The 19,888-nt window shown below is 56.8% G+C and carries 13 protein-coding genes; all 13 read left to right on the top strand.

Annotation, left to right across the window (positions count from 1 at the left end):
• Positions 1-170 precede the first annotated feature (170 nt).
• The 13 genes from EVS81_RS01620 (at position 171) to EVS81_RS01560 (ending at position 19,805) form a co-directional block, all read left to right on the top strand.
• Positions 171-596 (top strand): hypothetical protein, encoded by a 426-nt coding sequence (locus EVS81_RS01620; protein ID WP_130108845.1) that lies wholly within the window; start codon positions 171-173, stop codon positions 594-596.
• A gap of 3 nt (positions 597-599) precedes the next feature.
• The gene (locus EVS81_RS01615; RefSeq protein WP_130108844.1) at positions 600-1,076 is read left to right on the top strand and encodes a hypothetical protein; all 477 of its coding nucleotides are present in this window, start codon (positions 600-602) and stop codon (positions 1,074-1,076) included.
• A complete protein-coding gene (locus EVS81_RS01610; RefSeq protein WP_130108843.1) occupies positions 1,073-2,089 on the top strand; it encodes a hypothetical protein in 1,017 nt (338 codons plus the stop codon). Before EVS81_RS01615 ends, EVS81_RS01610 begins: the two co-directional genes overlap by 4 nt.
• Positions 2,086-3,240: an alpha/beta hydrolase family protein gene (locus EVS81_RS01605; RefSeq protein WP_130108842.1), complete on the top strand. Its 1,155-nt coding sequence runs from the start codon at positions 2,086-2,088 to the stop codon at positions 3,238-3,240. The genes EVS81_RS01610 and EVS81_RS01605 overlap by 4 nt, the downstream gene beginning before the upstream one ends.
• 95 nt (positions 3,241-3,335) lie before the next feature.
• Positions 3,336-3,533, top strand: coding sequence for a helix-turn-helix domain-containing protein (locus EVS81_RS01600; protein WP_130108841.1), 198 nt, complete (start codon positions 3,336-3,338; stop codon positions 3,531-3,533).
• A gap of 85 nt (positions 3,534-3,618) precedes the next feature.
• On the top strand, positions 3,619-4,224 hold the full coding sequence (locus EVS81_RS01595; RefSeq protein WP_130108840.1) for a DUF1819 family protein: 606 nt from the start codon (positions 3,619-3,621) through the stop codon (positions 4,222-4,224).
• A gap of 3 nt (positions 4,225-4,227) precedes the next feature.
• On the top strand, positions 4,228-4,833 hold the full coding sequence (locus EVS81_RS01590; RefSeq protein WP_130108839.1) for a DUF1788 domain-containing protein: 606 nt from the start codon (positions 4,228-4,230) through the stop codon (positions 4,831-4,833).
• A gap of 4 nt (positions 4,834-4,837) precedes the next feature.
• Positions 4,838-8,320 carry a BREX system P-loop protein BrxC gene (gene brxC, locus EVS81_RS01585; RefSeq protein WP_130108838.1) on the top strand — a complete coding sequence of 1,161 codons (3,483 nt, stop codon included), beginning with the start codon at positions 4,838-4,840 and terminating at the stop codon, positions 8,318-8,320.
• Positions 8,320-11,817 (top strand): BREX-1 system adenine-specific DNA-methyltransferase PglX, encoded by a 3,498-nt coding sequence (pglX, locus tag EVS81_RS01580; RefSeq protein ID WP_130108837.1) that lies wholly within the window; start codon positions 8,320-8,322, stop codon positions 11,815-11,817. The genes brxC and pglX overlap by 1 nt, the downstream gene beginning before the upstream one ends.
• Entirely contained in the window at positions 11,810-14,302 is a 2,493-nt protein-coding gene (gene pglZ, locus EVS81_RS01575) for a BREX-1 system phosphatase PglZ type A (RefSeq protein ID WP_130108836.1), read from the top strand. The genes pglX and pglZ overlap by 8 nt, the downstream gene beginning before the upstream one ends.
• A 7-nt stretch (positions 14,303-14,309) precedes the next feature.
• The gene (gene brxL, locus EVS81_RS01570; protein ID WP_130108835.1) at positions 14,310-16,496 is read left to right on the top strand and encodes a BREX system Lon protease-like protein BrxL; all 2,187 of its coding nucleotides are present in this window, start codon (positions 14,310-14,312) and stop codon (positions 16,494-16,496) included.
• Positions 16,493-17,824, top strand: coding sequence for an SIR2 family protein (locus tag EVS81_RS01565; protein ID WP_130108834.1), 1,332 nt, complete (start codon positions 16,493-16,495; stop codon positions 17,822-17,824). The genes brxL and EVS81_RS01565 overlap by 4 nt, the downstream gene beginning before the upstream one ends.
• Positions 17,817-19,805: an ATP-binding protein gene (locus EVS81_RS01560; protein ID WP_130108833.1), complete on the top strand. Its 1,989-nt coding sequence runs from the start codon at positions 17,817-17,819 to the stop codon at positions 19,803-19,805. The genes EVS81_RS01565 and EVS81_RS01560 overlap by 8 nt, the downstream gene beginning before the upstream one ends.
• Positions 19,806-19,888: the final 83 nt, after the last annotated feature.

Genomic DNA, 19,888 nt, shown 5'->3' with positions numbered 1-19,888 from the left:
AGTCTTCGTTGAGCATGCTTAACGCCACATGGCTTCAAGTCTTACCCGGATCGTTGGGCATGCACAACCCTTGATTTGTGCATGCTCAAGAGTTATATTGAGCATGCACAACAAGTCGCAGTCGCGTGAAACGTCACCGTTGCCGAACCCATCCCGAGGGGAGGGGCATTATGAGCAAGACTCAAGAGCAGAACCAGGCCGCAGCCGACCTGCTGGCGAAGCGCCTGCGCCTGCTACTCGACGTGAAGACCGCTGAGAGTGGGACCGAACCGTCGCATTCTGTGATCGCCGCGTTCTTGAAAGAGCGTGGGGTGAACCTATCGAGATCACGATGGACGTACATGGTCAATGGTCACCGGAAAGTCGATGATCCGCTCGTCGTTGAGGGGCTCGCGGAGTTTTTCGACGTCGATGTCGCATTCCTCACTGGGGACAGCGACGTGTCTGCTCCTGCGAAGGTGAATGCGCAGCTTGATCTTGTTCGTGCCATGCGGGCTGCACGAGTGAAGTCATACGCGACTCGCACACTCGGAGACCTTTCACCGAAAACTCTCGAAGCCATCACCAAGTTCTTGGATGAAGAGATAACAGAGTGAGTCATGAATATCGATCAGGAAGTGGCTATCGCACTCGCGGGCTTACACCTGGGCGAGCACTTCACCTTTGAAGAACTTACGGGCGCGGTGCAGCGCCTCCGTCAGCGAAGAATCGTAGTCGCGGAAGTTCCTGAGATTGGGGAATCTAGCGGGCTCTGCGCAGTCTTGTTATTTTCCGACGATCGTGACGTGATCTTGCATGCACACAGCGACTCCGCGCTACACACTCAACAGTTTGTGCTGCACGAGTTCGCACACATCATCCTGGGTCACTGCGAAAACGATAGTGATGCTCTCGCAGGCAACATTCCAGATACGCTCCTGCCAGACATTCCCGCGGAATTGCGTATCCGAGCACTCGCCCGCGGAGATGTAAGCACCGAAGAGGAGATCGCGGCTGAGAGCCTCGCGGACCAGCTTGCAGCGAGGATCCGCGGGGTTGCGTTTGCCGAGACGAGTTACACGGAGATTTTCGGGTGATCCAGGTGCTTGTTTCATGCGTCATGTGGGCGCTGGTTGCAAGCCTGCTCGTTCTCCGTCGTCGTCGCGCTGATCACAGCATCACTTATGCGTCAACGATCATCGCTCTCGCGATGACTTTGAACATCGATCCCGTCTATCTCGCTCTCGATCCGCTATTTGGCGGAACCAACTTCATTACGCTTGCCGGGGACATGCTGCTCATGACCGGCCTGTACTTTTTGGGTCGAGGTGTCATGCGGGCTGGAGATTACCGGCCTCGACTCGTGCGGATCGCCATCAGCTTGCCCACGCTCCTCATCTCTCTTGTTTGCGTGGCCACGATGTTCAGTTTCGCGGACCGAGGTCACACCACCACCACGTTCATGAGTGATCACGGAGATCAGCCACTGGTCGGCGCATATTCGATCACCGTGTTTACGTACTGTGGCATCGTCCTTGCCGCGATGCTCGCACTGGCTATCGGCCAATGTCGGGTCACGCAGGGCCTGCTGCGCGTCCCTGCTCTGCTACTCGCGATCGGCGCAAGCTGTGGAATTGCCCTCTGCGCCACGGTCGTCTTCATGGACGTCACGCATATGATCGGAGCCCTTGATCTCATGCGCCTTGTCGATGCAGCCTACGGGCCGCTCACACTCGCAACATTCTTGTTCCTGTGTGCGGGCTTCGTAGCGCAGCCCGCCACGCGCTCTGTGCTGCGTCGTTTTCGAGGAGTGCGCACGGACGCCTTCTTGATGCAGCTTGATCCAATCTGGCGTAACGCGACGAAGCTCAGACCAGGCTTGAGCAAATTGCACCCCGGCTCAGAGGTATTCGAGGACCCCGAAGCAAAGCTGTATCGACATGTCGTGGAGATCCGAGATGCAATGATCGACCCACGTGTCGTCTTCGAGATCAGCCCTACCGATCTCGCGCTGCTTGAACGAGCCGAGAATCACCTCCTGGTACGGGGTACAACGTCCGTGATGTCGACACGTTTCACCACGACTGACCTCGACGAGGCGTTGAAATGAGAACGAGAAGGATCGTCGCGGCGAGCCTGAGTACTGCGGCTGCGATACTCGGTGCCGGAGGCGCTGCTCTGGGTTGTGGTATTGCTCGAAAGCTCACTGCACCGATCGGGCCGCGCGACTTCGACCTCACTGTGCGTGGTGTTGAACAAGCTGATGGACAGTCGCGTCTTGTGCTCGATCGCACTCAGGACACAGAAGCACAAGGCGTCTGTAACCTCTGGTTCGAACGCGGTGGCTGGGTGCAGCTCGGAAACGAAGTAGAAGACCGAGGATCCAAGCGCATCGCCCGAACCATCACCGGAACCTCCGAGGGGTTCAGTCCACGAGCAGGAGATCTGGCCTCGTGGAGTGGCATCTACTACTCATCCCCAGAAGACGCAGGCCTTGAACACCGAGAGATCGTCATTAATGCGCCAGCTGGTCATGCCCCTGCCTGGAGGATCGATGGCGACCTTTCAACGTGGGCAATACACGTTCACGGGCTCGGCAGTTCCCGAGCAGGTACGATTCGCGGCGTGCAGGTCGCGACCGAACTCGGCTACACCTCGCTCGTGGTCACCTACCGAAACGATGGCGAAGGCCCACACCTCGGCAACGGCAGGTCGACACTCGGCGTCACTGAAATCGAAGACGTCGATGCTGCAATCGGTAACGCGATCAGGCGTGGTGCCGAACGGATCGTGCTCTTCGGCTGGTCAATGGGTGCCGCGATTGCGCTGCAACTTGCACACCGAGCGGAGTATCGAGAACTGATCGTCGGACTCGTGCTTGACTCACCAGTACTGAACTGGCGATCGGTAATCCAAGCGAACTGCAAGCGCGCCGGGCTGCCCAGCAGTGCAGGCGCAATCGCGATGCCGTGGTTGATGAAGGAACCGCTTGCGCGCATGGTCGGCCTGCCAACGGCATTGCCTCTCGAAGATTTCAACTGGGTGAAACGGGCTCACGAACTCGATGTCCCGACGCTGATTCTTCACGGCACTCGCGATGACTCGGCGCCGTTCGCAACTTCTAAGTGCTTACGGGACCAGCGCCCAGCACTCGTCACCCTTGAAGCTTTCGACGCTGGTCACACCCTCAACTGGAATGCCGATAATGAACGCTGGCATAACACTGCAGCAAGCTGGCTCGGCCAGCGCATAGGCCGCTGACAACCACATTCACCCGGAAAAACCCGGCTCAATCGGCACAACTTCGATATCATTGGCAGTGACTGCCCGAATGGGCCGGTAAGGGAGGACTAAACGTGACTGAGCCGTGGCTGTCTGCTGACGACATCGCCTCCCACCTTGGCGTCACGAAGGACACCATCTATACCTGGATCGCCGAAAAGGGGATGCCCGCCCACAAGATCGGTCGCCTCTGGAAGTTCCAAGCCACAGAGGTCGACGACTGGGTTCGTCGTGGTGGGGCTGCAGCGCAGGAGGGCTCAGAACCGTCCTAATTTACCAATGCGACACACCGCCATCGACATGAATGTCAGTGGCTACTCATATCCTGACCTACTGCCCAAATTGAAAGGAGGACCAATGGCTCAAAGCGCAGAAGATCGCTACGCTTTGTCTTTTACCAGCGGCGCCCTTCTTTCGAAAGAAGCAGCGGTTCTCGCCCCTATTTATATTGAACTGAAGGACTGGGAAAAGGTACGCGATCTCGCGGTATCCCAGAACCTTTTGCAGGCGAGAACATATCGCACCGGGGTACGTGTAGCCCGCGAGACAATCAAGCGATTGTCTGCGCTTAGTGACCACGAACTCGAGATACTCGACGACATCACCGCCTCAGAACGCGGACACTTGATGTGGGCAGCAGCCTGCCGAAGATACGACCTAATCGGTGAGTTCGCGGAGGAAGTGCTGCGTGAAAAGTTTCTCACGTTAGCTGGATCCATCTCTTACACAGATTATGACTCATTCTTTCGCGCAAAATCCATGTGGCACGACGAGTTGGGCACCATTGCCGACTCGACCTACAAGAAGCTTCGAGAGGTGATCTTCCGAATGATGACCGAGGCCGCACTCGTAAATTCCGACGGGGGCATCGAACCGACCCTGCTATCGGCCCGTGTTGTGGAGTGCCTGTCAGCGCGGATTCCAAGTGACATCCGCTTTTTCCCGACGAGGGAGGCTTACTAATTCATGCAGCCAAAGCAAACCCTTGCTGAGCAAGAGGATCACCTCTTCCGGGTACTCAGCAGCGAACGATTTCTCAGGATGGAGGGCCTCGGCAATGAGGTCGCCCACTTCATCTACGACTATGACCCGTCGTGGGCGCTTGACGTTGCGCAGGCGAAGAAGCGCATCAAAACCAAGCTCAACACCGAGCTGGGGATCAATGTTTTCGAGATCAATCTTTACGACTTGTGTGTCGACCTGCTCAAGAAGCGCAACGTCTGGGAGCGAGTCCTTGCTGCTGAGCCGACGATGGACAAGCCAGAGTTCCTCAAGATGCTGCAGAACATGCTTGACCCGCAGATGCATCTCGCGCCTGCGATCAAGGAGCTGATGGCGGCCGAGTCATTTCAGATCCTCTTCCTGACAGGGGTCGGCGAAGTGTTCCCGTTCGTGCGCTCGCACACCGTGCTCAACAACCTGCAGACCGTCGTATCCGACAAGCCGATGCTGATGTTTTTCCCTGGCCGATACGAGGTGTCAGCCACTCAGGGCTCAGCCCTGGTCCTCTTCGGCCAGCTCAAAGACGACTCCTTCTACCGCGCCAAGCGCATTCTCGACCAGGAAGCATGACCCGATGAAACTTAACGAGATCTTCCTCAAAGACGTCACTCGCTCGATCGAGGGTGTCGTCAAAGCCGATGACGCTGACCACCTCGGCATCGAAGTCGAGGAGTATGTCTTTACCAACGACGCTGCCAAGGGTGTTGCGCCGCTACTGGAGGAGTACACCAACTACACAAACGCCAACGGCGTGTGGATCTCGGGCTTCTTCGGCTCAGGTAAATCCCACCTGTTGAAGATGCTCGCACATCTCCTCGGTGACGTCGAGGGCCAGGCATTTGAGCGCGACAGAGTTGCAGAGAGTTTTCTCGCCAAGACAGACGACGCAATGCTGATTGCATCTTTGAAGAAGGCAGCGGCCATCCCTGCCAAGAGCCTGCTGTTCAACATTGACCAGAAGGCGACCCTGATCGCAAAGGACCAGACGGACGCACTGCTCAAGGTGTTCGTCAAGGTGTTCGACGAGAGTCGCGGATATTTCGGTAACGACGGCGCCGTCGCCCGCTTTGAGGAAGACCTTGATAAGCGTGGCCAGTATGACGCGTTCAAGGCAGCGTTTGCGAGGATCGCCGGGATTGACTGGTCACAAGGGCGCGAGCAGACCGCACTTGAAGGTCACAACATTGACAAGGCGTTCGCTGAGGTAAATGGTGAGGCGAATCCAGGCATCATCGCCCAGTACCAGAAGTCGTACGCAGTCTCGATCGAAGACTTCGCGACGTCTGTAAAGGCATGGATTGACACGCAGGAGCCAGGCTTCAGGCTCAACTTCTTCGTTGACGAGGTCGGTCAGTTCATCGCCGATGACGTCAAGCTCATGCTCAACCTCCAGACCATCGCCGAGTCTCTCAACACCAAGTGCAAGGGCCGGTCGTGGGTCTTCGTGACTTCGCAGGAAGACATGGACAAGGTCATCGGCGACCGTACGAGGCAACAAGGGAACGACTTCTCCAAGATCCAGGCTCGTTTCAGCACCAAGGTCAAGCTCACCAGCCAAGACGTCGAAGAAGTCATCAGCAAGCGTCTACTGGAGAAGAACGACGCTGGAACGACCGAATTGCAGGCGATCCATTCCACGCAGGCGGCGAACTTCCCGACCATCTTCAATTTTGTCGACGGCGCGAAAACCTACCGCAACTACGTGGACGAAACCCGTTTCATCAACACGTATCCGTTCGTCACCTACCAAATTCCGATGTTTCAGGCCGCGATCGAGGGCCTGTCCGACCACAACATGTTCGAGGGCAAGAACAGCTCGGTCGGTGAGCGTTCGATGCTCGGCGTGGTCCAGGAAGTTGCCAAGCGCATCGGAAACGAGCAGGTTGGTTACCTTGCCACCTTCGACCAGATGTTCGCCGGAATCAGCGCGGCACTAAAGTCGGCCGCTCAGAGTGCCATTCTCCAGGCTGAGAAGCACTTGCCTGACCCAAGCTCGGACGTCACTATTCTCGCGAATCGTCTGCTGAAGGCGCTGTTCCTGGTCAAGTACATTGACACCTTCAAAGCGACTCCCCGTAACCTCACCGTGCTCGTTTATGACCGCTTCGGGCTCGACCTCACGGGACTGGGCAAGCAGGTTCAGGAGGCACTCAACCTCCTGGAAGCACAATCGTATGTTCAGCGGAACGGCAACATCTACGAGTACCTCACCAACGAGGAACAAGAGATTGAAAAGGAGATCAAGGCGGTCGACGTTGACTCCTCCGAGGTCTCTAGCAAGCTCTTCCGGTACCTTTCCTCAGACATTCTCAAGAGCAACAAACTCAAGTACGCCAAGAACGGCCAAGACTTCTCGTTTGGTTTCAAGCTCGACGACATTCCGCAGGGAACTCAGCGTGATCTGACCATCCACTTCATCACTCCCGAAACCAGCTACAGCGACTCCGAGATCGCGGCACAGAGCATGGGTCGGGACGAGCTGCGAGTGTTCCTCGGTCGCGACAAGCGGTTGCTCGCCGACCTGCGACTGCTGTTGAAGACGGAGAAGTACACCAAGCAGCGCACCAATTCCGGTGCTACTCCCTCAATGCAGGCGATCCTGCAGTCCAAGCAGATACTCAACACCGACCGCGAGAAGGAACTCATCGAGCGACTTCGGCAGGCTGTGGGCAATGCCCAGTTGATTATCAATGCTGCCGAGGTCACGTCCAGTTCGCAAGACGCGCTCACACGCGTGACCGACGGGTTCCAGGAACTCGTGAGCCGCACATATACCAGCCTGGGATTGCTCGGCGGGAAGGTGTTCCCTGAGCAGCAGGTTGCGAGCGCCGTGCAGAACGATGGGGGTCTCTTCGACGCGGCGACGCTCAGCGCGCTGAACTCGCCGGGTACTGAGATGGAGTCCTGGATCATCACCCAGACTGGCCTGGGGGAACAAGTGACGATCAAGAAGATCATCGACCACTTCGAGACCAAGCCCTACGGCTGGGACCTCGGCTCAATCGAGGTTGTGCTCGGATGGCTCGTGGGGAACGGCAGGGTGGCGCTGAGTGTCGATTCCAACCCGGTGGTTCGGACCGAAGCAGCATCCCTGATCCGCAATACAGGGAAGCATCAGCATGTTGTCGTTGCCCCCCAGAAGGCATATGATCAGGCGAAGGTCGCCGCATTCAAGAAGTTCTGCACCGACTTCTTTGACGAAGCTGCAGTACCGTCCGACGCCACCGAGCTTGCCAGGTTTGGCAAGGACAAGCTCTCGGCGAGGCGTGACGAACTAGCTGCCCTTGTGGGCAGCAGCCGGTACCCGTTCACAAGTCAACTCGCCAACGTTGTCGCTCTTCTCGACGACGTCGTCGGCAACCATGTCGACTGGTACCTCAACGACTTCGACAGGGCCGATGAGCTGCTCGAAGCGAAGGAGGACTTGATCGACCCCATCAAGTCTTTCCTCAACGGGCAGCAGGCGAAGATCTTCGACGAAGCACAGACCCTTCTGAACACCAATTCGGGAAACCTCGGCTCGCTTCCGGCAGGTAGTGCCGAGCGGGTCAAGGAACTGCTTTCGGATGCTAATGCCTTCCGTGGCAACAAGATGAACCAGCTCAAGGTGGCAGCCGACGCTTTGAGGAGCCAGATTGACGACGTTGTGGCCGAAAGGCGTGCGGCCGTCATTGCAGCGATCGAAGGGCGTAGGACCGAAATCCTTGGTAGCGCGTACTACGCCAACGCCACGCCAGCGGCACAGGAGAGCGTGATGAGACGAATCGACGCTATCCTCGCGCGACTCAGCAATGAAACACAGGTCGCGATCATTCTCCAGGCGGGAGCGACCTTTGAGCAGGACGATTACCCGGCATTGCTGAGTCAACTCGTTGAGTCACAGCAAGTCGGGGACGGCGACACTCCGCCGCCGAAGCCGATGGTTTCGGTGAAGACGATAAAGGCCCCTGGGGTTGCCGGTGTCCTCGAATCTGAATCGGATGTCGATAACTACCTGGCCGCTTTGCGGACCGCGTTGGTTGCGACCCTCAACGAAGGAAAGCGAATCACGCTCTGATGGATACCACCCTCCTTAAGTCCTTTGCTACCTCAGCGCGTACAGAACTCATCCGCGAGGTCGCCGCGCGCATCACAGCGGTTCTTGCCCCGGGTTCTCCCGAGCGTGTCGAGCAACCGCGAGCCGTGTCGGAGCTGGAACGCGCGATTTCCGTGGGAGGCGGCGGCGACAAGGGCAAGGCGCACGTGACCGACAAGGTCGCCTACACCTGGTTCAACCGCATCATCGCGCTGCGTTTCATGGATGCCAATGGGTACACAGGGATCGGCGTCGTTTCACCCGCGGCAGACCAGGTCGGCCAACCTGAGATTCTTGCTGCCGCAAAGCGCGGCCAGGTCGATGGTGACGTGGTCAAGGGTGCAAACGTGGCCACCGTTACGGGACTCCTCAACGGTACCCGCCAGCCCCGACCAGGTGTCGACGCTCAAGCCGAGGCCTATTCGCTGCTGCTCGCGGACTACTGCCGTTACTGGAACCGGGCGATGCCGTTCATGTTCGAGCGCGAAGGGGACTTCACCGAACTGCTGATCCCCGCGAACGTTCTCGCCGAGGACTCTGTCCTGAGCCGTTCCGTGACTGTGCTGACTGAGGAGGTCTGCCAAGACGTCGAAGTCATTGGTTGGCTCTACCAGTTCTATATCTCCGAACGTAAGGATGAGGTCTTCGCCGGGTTCAAGAAGAACAAGAAGGCTGGGGCTGACGAGATCCCTGCGGCCACACAGCTGTTTACCCCGCACTGGATCGTCCGGTACCTCGTTGAGAACTCCGTCGGTCGCCTATGGATGCTCAACCACCCTGAGTCACGCCTCATTGAACAGATGGACTACTACATCGCTCCGGTCGATGAAGAAACAGACTTCCTCAAGATCACCAAACCCGAAGAACTTACGGTGATCGACCCCGCCTGTGGGTCCGGGCACATGCTCACTTACGCCTTTGACCTCCTTTATGCGATCTACGAGGAGGAGGGCTACACTCCATCGCAGATTCCGGGACTGATCCTCACGAACAACCTCTACGGCACCGAAATCGACCCACGTGCCGGTGCCTTGGCAGCGTTCGCTTTGACGATGAAGGCCACCGCAAAGCGCAAACTGTTCCTTAAGAACCCCGTCGCCCCAAATATCTGCGTGCTCGAACCGATCTCCTTCTCCGCTGACGAGTTGAGCTACCTCGTGACCAAGGACGGCGACCGTCGCGCCGAGGAAGCGTTCTGGAACCAGTTCGCGGAGGCTGACATCGTCGGTTCCCTCATTCAGCCTGATCCTGTCTTGGCTCTGCGGCTGGCTAATCACATCGCAAGGCTCGATGATGGAGGCGACATTCTCCGTGCCAACGCGATCGATTGGGCTCACCGGCAAATTCGCCAGGCCGAGTTCCTGGCACCGAGGTACTCCGTTGTTGTCGCGAATCCACCATACATGGGCATGAAGAATGCTTCGCTGCCCCTTCTCGAGTACTTGAAAAACTTCTATGCAAATTTCAAGTCGGATCTCTTTTCGGCGTTTGTGAAACGGTCCGCGGACTTGTGCGTCCGCGGAGGGTATGCCGGAATCATGTCTCCGAATGTCTGGATGTACATCTCGGCCCACGCCGAGTTGAGAAGGCTTCTTTTGGATCGCCATGGAATTCAATCATTGATCGAGCTTCCATTAGGGGGATTTGATAGTGCAACAGTTCAAATCTGCGCTTTCACGTTCGTAACTTTCGCCACCGACGATCGACCTGCAACCTTCGTTCGACTTGTCAACACTGAGCGAGGCAAAGATTTGGCTGTTGCTTTCCGCGAGTCTGTGAACGATCGCACGTCCTTTAATTGCTTTGAAGTTGAACGGAGTGCTTTTCGGGGCTTACCTGGTGAGCCGCTCGTCTATTGGGTCGCGGAAGTGATCGCACCAGCGTTCGCTAACGGCAGTAACCTCGCGAGCGTCGCTTACACAAGGATTGGCCTGATCACCGGTGATAACAATACCTATATTCGAGAGTGGTTCGAAGTCTCACGCAACGAAATCGGTATCGACTTCGCGCGTCAGGAGGCTGCCGATTCGGGTTTGCGATGGTTTCCGATCTCGAAGGGCGGCGAGTATCGGAAGTGGTATGGGAACATCAGTGCTGTACTGGACTGGAAAGACGACGGGAAGGTATTACAGACGCGAATGGACCCAACGGGTATGCGTGTGCTGGCCCACAACTTTAACCTCGATGACATATTTCATGAGGGTGTCACCTGGTCGAAAATCTCGACTGGCCGGTTTTCAGGGCGGTATCAACCGCGTGGCTTCATATTCAATGACCCGTCCGCAGCTATCTTTCCGCGGGACAACGACGTTTCGGTCCCGGTCCTGCTGGCTTATCTGTCCTCTAGCGTCGCCGACTACATACTCCGTGCCCTAAATCCAACCCTCAACTTCCAGCCAGGCAATGTCTCCAGTCTCCCTTGGTCGGACCAGGTTCCGCGCGGACAGGTAGAGACATTGGCTGAGGAAGCTCGTCGCTTGGCGAAGGAGGACTGGGATGAACAAGAGACTTCCTTGGACTTCACCCAGAATTACCTGGTGGGTATGAAGCCAGAGGGGCGGGTCGCTGACGCTGTCGCCGCGGCGCTCTCTGTGTTCGAGGAACGCGCCTCTCACCTCGCTCGGATTGAGCAGCGGAACAACGAGACCTTTGCGTACGCGTTGGGGCTCGGGGATGCCGTGCCGGTGGAAGTCTCACTCAAGGATGTAACGCTTAACAGCAATCCCGATTGGGCGCATAGCGGGTTGGCCAGCGCTGCTGCCCGGCGCGCCGCAGCTTCGAATCGCGCGGTCCACGACCTGGCTTCTTATGCAGTCGGCTGCATGTTCGGGCGCTACAGCCTCGATGAGCCGGGGCTCATCCTCGCTGATCAGGGCGCAACATTGCAGGATTACCTCGCGAAGGTCCCGTCGCCGACGTTCGAGCCGGACGCCGACAACGTGATTCCAATCGTGGACGGCGACTGGTTTGAGGACGATATCATCGAGCGATTCCGCCAGTTCTTGCGGGCCGCGTTCGGAGAGCAATACTTCGAGGAGAACCTGCAGTTCGTCACCAAGTCACTCGGTGTGAAGCAGCTACGGGACTACTTCGTAAAGTCGTTTTACAAGGACCACGTCAAGCGGTATAAGAAGCGCCCAATCTATTGGCTGTTTTCCAGTCCTAAGGGTTCGTTCAATGCGCTGATCTACATGCACCGCTACACGCCGTCGACGGTCTCGACGGTCCTCACCTACCTTCGCGAGTATGTGACGAAGCTTGAGTCGGCGTTGCAGCAGGCTGAGCGTGCTGGGAACGCGAAGGAAGCGGATCGGCTCCGAAAAATCCTTGTCGAGCTGAATGAGTATGAGCACGACACGCTCTTCCCGAAGGCATCCGAGAACGTTGTGATCGACCTCGACGATGGTGTGAAGGTGAACTACCCGAAGTTCGGTGCCGCGCTCAAGAAGATTCCGGGACTGGAGGCAGCGAGTGACTGATCTGACCTCCGTCCAGGATGCACTTCAAAGCCGACTCGCCGCCCAACGGGTGGTGTTCTGGCACGATCCCAACGAAGAATACACTGCCGACCTTGATGCGCTCGATCTTGGCGCCGTCGACGTCATCCGCGTTCAGGACGACGAATTTGGGGTGAAGAGCACGATCCTCGCTGATCACACCAGCAAGTACCTCGTCTACCGCTCCGGCGTCATCCCACACGGAACAGCGAACTGGTTGCTTGACCTCGAGTTGGCATACGGGGTCTTCACCGCGGACAGGACCTCTATGCTCCAGCAGGAGCTAGGCCTCAGTGACCCTGCTTTGCTGCCGGTAATCGAAGAGCATCAGAAGTTCTTTGCAGCGAACAGTCGCAAGCAGGCGCTGGTGAAGCTGTTGAGTGACGGCGACGACGCGGCGCTCCTTCGCGCCAAAATGTGCCAGGTGCTTGTCAAAGCATCCGGCAACAAGCTGACCGATATCGTGCGCGAACTCGTGGTTGAGAACGCAGCGGGGAAGCACGCCAGGTTCGATGATCTTGTGACCTTTGGTCTCAGCCAGTTCTTCTGGGACGGGCTTGCGAGCATCTATAAGTACGCGAGCACGACACCGACAATTGACGACTTTGTTCTGTGGATGTTCAGCCGTGCGATCGAGGACTTCTCGTCGACCACGCCTGACGAGTTCCGCAACATCCGCAGCGACTTCAACGCACTGCGTTACGATGTTCGCACGCAGGACGTGATGACAACACTCGCGTCACGCGCTTCCGACGCGCTCGACGTCAAGACGAGGATTGAGCATCGAGACTACCGTGAACTGGCTAACGTCACGATCTTCGAGGAGATCGACCGCAAGGTGATTGTGGATCTCGCCGCCGCCGTCGCTACCCAGTCGGTGACGCCCCGCGAGGTTGCTGAGATTGTTCGACAACGGCAGCACAGCCTGTGGAGTGCAAAGTACACCAAGCTTTACAAGGCCATCCAAAGTGCGTCCGAGCTACTTACAGAGATCGCCGGGTTGCCGCATGCAATCGCTACGGCCGCCGTCGGGCTGGAGAAATATCAGTCTGACTGGTTCCGTATCGACCAGCACTACCGCTGGTTCACCTACGCACATCAGACCGCTGATTTCCAGAAGCCACTTGAAGCGCTCAAAGCTGAGGTCGATAAGCAGTATGCCAACAAGTACCTCTACGACTTCGGGGGGCGATGGCAGCAGGCACTTGAGCCCTTGAGCGAGTGGAAGTCTCCTGCTCTCGCACCGCAGGCCAAGTTCTATGACAACCACGTCGCTCCCGTCGTGAAGGACGGGCGCACGAAGGTGGTCGTCATCATCTCTGATGGCATGCGTTACGAGGTCGCTGAGGAACTCGCTTCGACGGTCCGTAGCGAGAACCGATTCGATGCCTCCCTCTCGGCCGTGCTCGGTTCGTTACCGAGTTATACGCAGCTCGGTATGGCGTCGCTACTGCCGCAGTCGAGCCTCGAACTCGACCCCGTGGGCCTGCCGGTGCTGGCGGACGGGAAGCCGACGAACGGAACCGCGAACCGCGACAAGATTCTGCAATCAGTCAAAGGGCATGCCATCACGGCCGCTCAAGTTCTGGCGATGCCGGGAAGCGAACTTCGCGAGCTTTACACGAAGCACCAGATCTTCTACGTCTACCATGACCGCATTGATGCCGCGGGAGATTCGGCCTCAACCGAGCGAACTGTCTTTGAGGCCGCTGAAGAGACATTGCGCGAGCTGCTCCAACTCGTGAAGAAGTGGACTAACGCGAACGCCACGAACATCCTGATCACCGCCGATCATGGGTTCCTCTACCAGGACATCCCGCTGGAGCAGGCCTACTACCTCTCAGAGAGTCCGCAGGGGGACGCGGTCACCAAGACCAACCGACGCTACGTACTGGGGAGGTCGCTGAAACCCTCCCCGTCTTTCATGACGTTCACCTCGGCACAAGTGGGGCTCGTGGGGGACATCGACATTCAGATTCCGAAGTCGATCCACCGCATTCCGCAACCCGGTGCTGGTACCCGATATGTTCACGGCGGTGCATCGCTCCAGGAGATCGTGGTCCCAGTGATCACGGTCAATAAGAAGCGTAAGAGCGACGTCCGGTACGTCAATGTCGACCTCATGCCCGAGACTGACAAGATCACCACCGGTCAGCTTGCAGTCAAATTGCTTCAGCGTGAAGCGGTAACTGACAAGATCCGACCTCGCCAAGTGCGCCTCGGCCTTTACGTTGGCGACACGCTGATTTCTGACCAGCCCATCCTCACGTTTGACAGTGCATCTGACAACCAGCGCGACCGGTACCAGAAGTCTGTGTTGTATCTGACCCAGGACGCTGACCAGTACAACAACCGACCCGTCGAGCTGCGCCTTGAAGAGCCGATCCCTAACACGACTCAATGGAAGTTGCTCTCGAAGGGGAACTACACCATCAAGCGGTCGTTCACGACAGATTTCGACTTCTAGGAGAGCCATGACGAACCTCGAAGATGCGCTCGGCGGGATCGACGTTCTCGCCGACGCTGAAACGACCGATACCGTTCCAACTAAGTCCGCCCTCGACGACAAGATCAACGAGCACTTCGCCGGTGCAGTCGTCCGGAAGGACCTCGTCAAGGCTGTTCGCGGGAACGCTGTCGTGCCGTCTTACGTCTTGGAGTACTTGCTCGGCCAGTACGCGGCATCCGATGACGAATCGACGATTCAGGCAGGTATCGAGAGCGTTCGGCAGATTCTCGCGACGCACTATGTCAACCGCAACGAGCACATGCTCGTCAAGTCAGAAATCCGTCGCAAAGGCCGTCACCGTGTGATCGACAAGGTCACGGTCACGCTCAACGAAAAGAACGACGTTCACGAGGCGGAGTTCGAGAACCTTCAGATCAAGAGCGTCATCATCGACGACGTCACGGTTAAGCAGAACCCGAAGCTCCTTGTCGGAGGCGTGTGGTGCATCTGCGACATTGAGTACTTTCATTCCGATGACCAGCGTGTCGTGCCTTGGATTCTTGGCAGCCTCAAGCCTATCCAGGTTGCAGGTGTCGACATCGATCATTACTACGAGGCCAGGAAAGAGTTCACTACCGACGAATGGATCGACCTGCTTATGCAGTCGATCGGCCTGAACCCTGAACAGTTCAACGACCGCGGCAAACTCATTGCGCTCACACGGCTGATCCCGTTCGTAGAGCGTAACTACAACGTCGTTGAACTCGGCCCGAAAGGCACTGGTAAGTCTCACACCTTCAGTGAGTTCTCGCCCAACGGCATCCTCATCTCCGGAGGCGAAGTTACTGTCGCAAAGCTCTTCGTCAATAACGCGAGCAAGCAGATCGGACTCGTCGGTTTCTGGGACTGCGTCGCATTCGACGAGTTCGCGGCAAACCGTCGCACCGATCAGAACCTCGTGAACGTGATGAAGAACTATCTGGCGAACAAGTCTTTCTCACGTGGCACCAGCATCTACGGCGCAGAAGCCTCGATGGCGTTCATCGGCAACACCACTCACACAGTCCCGTACATGCTTAAGAACTCCGATCTGTTCGACGAGCTTCCCGAAGCGTATCGCGACCCGGCATGGCTTGACCGCATCCACCACTACATCCCCGGTTGGGAAGTAGCCCCGATCCGTTCTGAGATGTTCTCGACCGGGTACGGCTTCGTCGTTGATTACCTCGCTGAGATTCTTCGAGCCAAGCGAGTGGAAGACTTCGCCGACAAGTACGAGAAGTACTTCACTCTGGATAGCTCCATCTCGACGCGAGACCAAGACGGTATCCGCAAGACGTTCTCAGGATTGATGAAGCTCGTGCATCCGACGGGCGAAGCCTCCGAAGAAGAAATCCGAGAGTTGCTGGAGTTTGCGATTGAAGGGCGAAAGCGTGTGAAGGATTCGATCCTGCGGATCGACGCCACAATGCGCGACAACCCGGTTAACTTCCGGTACTCCGATCATGCTGGCACGTGGACTGATGTTGTGTCGCTTGAAGAGAGTCAGTATCCACACTTGTATCAACGTGACTGGGACGCTCAACCTGCTGAGAATGCCGCTTCGGAGGGCTCTGCACAAACGCATCCGGGCACCATCCCGGAGAGCGAATCAATCTCATCAGCCGAAGCTCTAGAAACGCCTGCTGAGACCACACTGGTCGAGGGCCACCGGGATTTCAAAGCGGGTCAGAAGGGCGTCTCATACGAGAGTCTGATCTTGCCGTACGTTCGCGGCGCAGCGAGCATTACCATTACGGACCCCTATATCCGTATGCCTCATCAAGGTCGCAACCTTGCTGACCTGCTTAGTCTGCTTGCCACCGCAAAGGACGACGCGGAAGAGATCGACGTGGCCCTCGTGACCGCCGAGGAAACAAGGGTTGAGTACAAGCACAATCAGTTGCTGATGCTGAAGTCGATTAAGGACGCGTCCGACGCCGTAGGGGTTCGACTCAAGGTTCGCTTCGACGACACTATCCACGATCGCCGCATAGAAGCGAGCAACGGCTGGCGCATCGACCTCGGTAAAGGCCTCGACATCTGGCAACGGCCGAGCGACAACCCCTTCGATTTCGGCCGCAACCGGCAGGAGTTCCGAATAATCGCCTCAGCATTCAGCGTTCACTACGTCAAGTCTCTTGCTAAACCAGGTGAGGAGAACTCTTCGTGACCGAAGTACGCATCAATGGCGTGCCACAGCAGCCAGTCGTCGATATCCAACCAAATCATCTCTCGCCAGATCGGCTTCGGACGATCGTGGAGTCGGCGCACCTCAACTTCCTGATTGGCGCTGGAACATCCAGCGCCTTTTTCGCAGCACTGGGCAATATCGAAGATGCCCTCACAGAAGTCGCGGAAGCCGTAGCCGATGCAGCTACAAAAATGCTCGTCCGCGCCTCTATCCAGGCCTACTTCTTTGAGAATGTCGTAGCTCCGAACACGTCGATCATCGACCGCGATGAGTCTGCGGAACAAGTGCTCATTTCGTATGCAACCTTCGTGCGTACACTCAATCGCATACTCTTGCGGCGCCACAGCACACTTCTGTCAAAACAAGCGAACATCTTCACGACGAACGTGGACATGCTATTCGAGGTTTCCATGGAGCAGCTTGGCGTTGAGTATGCGGACGGGTTTAGCGGCAAGATTCACCCAAAGTTCGACGTCGGAGATTTTGGTGCGTTGCGCTTCCAAACAGGTAGCCGGTTCGAGAAGCGGTTTGAAGTTCCAGTTTTCAACCTGGTGAAGATCCACGGTTCGGCGACATGGAAGCAACAGAAGCGAGCCGACCGAAGGACCGATATCTACTTTGATCATGGGCTAACGCTCGTCAGAGAGGTCGGTGAAGCGCTGAGTGCTGCGAAGCCACACTTGCTGCCTGTTCTCATTGATCCTCAACCTAAAGACCAGGGGCCTACTATCCGGCCGGTTGTTGACCTCATCGCAGATGCGGAGCAATACCTGACACAGCTCGAACTGACCGACGCCAACGGTAACACGTCGTCGAATCCCTCGGACATTGCAAACTTTTCGACGTCGTACGACAAGCTTGGCATCGTCAATCCAGACAAACGCAAGTTTGCTACGACTGTGCTGAACGAGACCTACTACGAGCTGATCCGGCGATTTGCCAACGAACTGGAGAAGGAAAATAGTGTCCTTTTTGTCCACGGGTTCTCATTCCGTGACGAACATTTGCGGGAACTGGTGATGCGAGCCGCGCGAACCAATCCAACTCTCCAAGTTGTCATTTTCTGCTACTCCCGTGAAGCGCTTCCGGATTATGAGAAGCTCCTGCCGGACACGGAGATCAAGAACGGAAACATTGTCTTCGTGACACCGGGCCAACCCAACGAGGGTGAGGCTGAGCGAAAGATTTCTCTCGACGTTCTTGACTCGGATTTCTTCGCACCAATCGTGCGGGACAAGGTGCCTGCACCTGACCAACGAATTGAACTCGACATCCGAACGGCATCCCCGGAGCCCTCAAATGAGTGAGGCCCGTGCCCTGGATCATGATGCCGTCTTCCGTGTCGGCCGGGTAATCTCCGTCGATGGGCGCCAAGTTCGCATCGCTGTAGACAAGCTCAAGAATGGCTCACATCTCTTGTATCGTGGTGGTCTCGTTCGCAATGTCGCTGTTGGGAGCTACGTAAAGATCGCGAAGGGCTTCGTAGAGCTGATCGCCAAGGTGGACGGCGAAGTCGTTGGAGAGGACCGCGGCGCGAACGGAAAGTACAGTCGCGCTGTGGACCCGTTGTCCCGCCAGCTCGACGTAAGCCTGGTCGGCTACATCGAAGACGGGCACTTTGAACGTGGAATCCGCGAGATGCCGCTACTCGACAACGAGTGCTTCATCTTGACAGCGGATGAGTTTGGTCTAGTTCACTCGTTTGTCTCTGTTAGGGACGAGCCGCTGCAGCTCGGCGTACTCGCAATGGAACCTACGCAGCCGGTGGCTGTGGGCATTAACGCGATATTCGCGAGTCACGTCGGGATTTTCGGCAACACTGGTAGCGGTAAATCCTACACATTGGCGAAGCTTTACCATGAGCTGTTCAAGGAGTATGGCTCGGTTGGGTCATTCCGAGAACGGTCACAGTTCGTTCTCATCGACTTTAACGGTGAGTACCTCGATCGGCGCCCCAAAGACGACGACCTCCGATCAACCGCCGTGGTGACAAGCGCCGCGAACAAGCACGAATATGCGCTCAGTACACGTGAGCGAGGTGGGGATCGACTTTCACTACCGTCAAGTGCGGTCAACGATATCTCGTTTTGGACTGTTCTCCTTGACGCCACAGAAAAGACGCAGGCGCCATTCCTCGCTCGCGTTTTGGACAGTGACTATTGGGATGAACGGATCGCGAAACCTGACGACTTGCTCACGGTACTCGGGGATATGGTGCTCCGAGCAACTAAGAGCAACGATCGTTCCCTCGACAGGCAGACTGTACTCAATCTGCTCGCAGAGGTACAGGGTTGCCTTGGCTCCTCGCCATCGGCAGAACTTGCCGCGCTAATCGAGGACTTCCAGCAGAACCTGCACTACAACGCCACCATGGGTAAGTTCTATTGGGGTCCTTGGAGTGGTGCCCCCATTGACCCAGACCACCATACGTGGGAGGCGAAGACTAAAGATCGAGTAACTTCGCTACCCATCGATTTTTCATCAATCGAGCCTGGTATTGACCTGATCCGCTTCAAAATCGTTCTTCAGTATTACAACGAGGTCATCAGCGGTTTCTCGAATCGCGAGCACATTTCCCCCCTGATTAAGCGGCTTCAGAGCCGGGTGCCAGACATCAAAAAGCTGCTCGTTGTTGATGACACGATGCAGTACGACGCCCCACTACTAGTGGTCTCGCTCCGGGACGTCAATCTGTCGATGCGGAAGGTGATCCCAATGCTCCTCTGCAAGCATCTATACGATCAGAAAAAGCAAAGTGACCCAACCAACGAACGCTACCTGAACCTCATCATTGATGAAGCACACAATATTCTCTCGTTGGAATCTTCGCGTGAAAGCGAGGCGTGGCGGGACTATCGATTGGAGACGTTTGAAGAGATCGTCAAAGAGGGGCGCAAGTTTGGAGTGTTCTTGACTCTCGCCAGCCAGCGTCCCCATGACATTTCACCCACGATCATTTCGCAGCTTCACAACTACTTTCTTCACCGCCTAGTGAACAACTTAGACATTCACGCCATCGAGAAAGCAGTGGCCTACTTGGATCGCGTCTCATTTGAGTCGATGCCGATCCTCCCGACGGGTGCATGCATACTTTCGGGTGTTTCAGCACAGGTACCGGTGGTCGTAAAAGTGGGTAGCTTGCCCGCGGAGTCAGAGCCAAACAGCCGGACCATGTCGGTGACGAAAGCGTGGCTCACTCCACTTGCCGAAACGGACGCAGCGCCAGAAAAAGTGCCAGAAAAGTCGAATGATACGCAGCCTGACGAGGACGACTGGCCGCCGTTCTGAGTTTGTCACGCTCTCATTATTAAGTCCCCACGCCTCTGGCAGATCGAGGTTGACCCCGATCGACCACCTCCTTCGTAACGAAG

The organism is Leucobacter triazinivorans (genome assembly GCF_004208635.1).
Lineage (GTDB): Bacteria > Actinomycetota > Actinomycetes > Actinomycetales > Microbacteriaceae > Leucobacter > Leucobacter triazinivorans.
The sequence above is the reverse complement of the archived record's forward strand: the minus strand, read 5'-3'. Positions and strand labels throughout refer to the sequence as shown.

Excerpts from the sequence above, each read along its gene's own strand:
- EVS81_RS01620 (WP_130108845.1), top strand. The coding sequence starts at position 171 with ATGAGCAAGACTCAAGAGCAGAACCAGGCCGCAGCCGACCTGCTGGCG.
- EVS81_RS01615 (WP_130108844.1), top strand. The coding sequence starts at position 600 with ATGAATATCGATCAGGAAGTGGCTATCGCACTCGCGGGCTTACACCTG.
- EVS81_RS01605 (WP_130108842.1), top strand. The coding sequence starts at position 2,086 with ATGAGAACGAGAAGGATCGTCGCGGCGAGCCTGAGTACTGCGGCTGCG.
- EVS81_RS01595 (WP_130108840.1), top strand. The coding sequence starts at position 3,619 with ATGGCTCAAAGCGCAGAAGATCGCTACGCTTTGTCTTTTACCAGCGGC.
- EVS81_RS01590 (WP_130108839.1), top strand. The coding sequence starts at position 4,228 with ATGCAGCCAAAGCAAACCCTTGCTGAGCAAGAGGATCACCTCTTCCGG.
- brxC (WP_130108838.1), top strand. The coding sequence starts at position 4,838 with ATGAAACTTAACGAGATCTTCCTCAAAGACGTCACTCGCTCGATCGAG.
- pglX (WP_130108837.1), top strand. The coding sequence starts at position 8,320 with ATGGATACCACCCTCCTTAAGTCCTTTGCTACCTCAGCGCGTACAGAA.
- brxL (WP_130108835.1), top strand. The coding sequence starts at position 14,310 with ATGACGAACCTCGAAGATGCGCTCGGCGGGATCGACGTTCTCGCCGAC.
- EVS81_RS01560 (WP_130108833.1), top strand. The coding sequence starts at position 17,817 with ATGAGTGAGGCCCGTGCCCTGGATCATGATGCCGTCTTCCGTGTCGGC.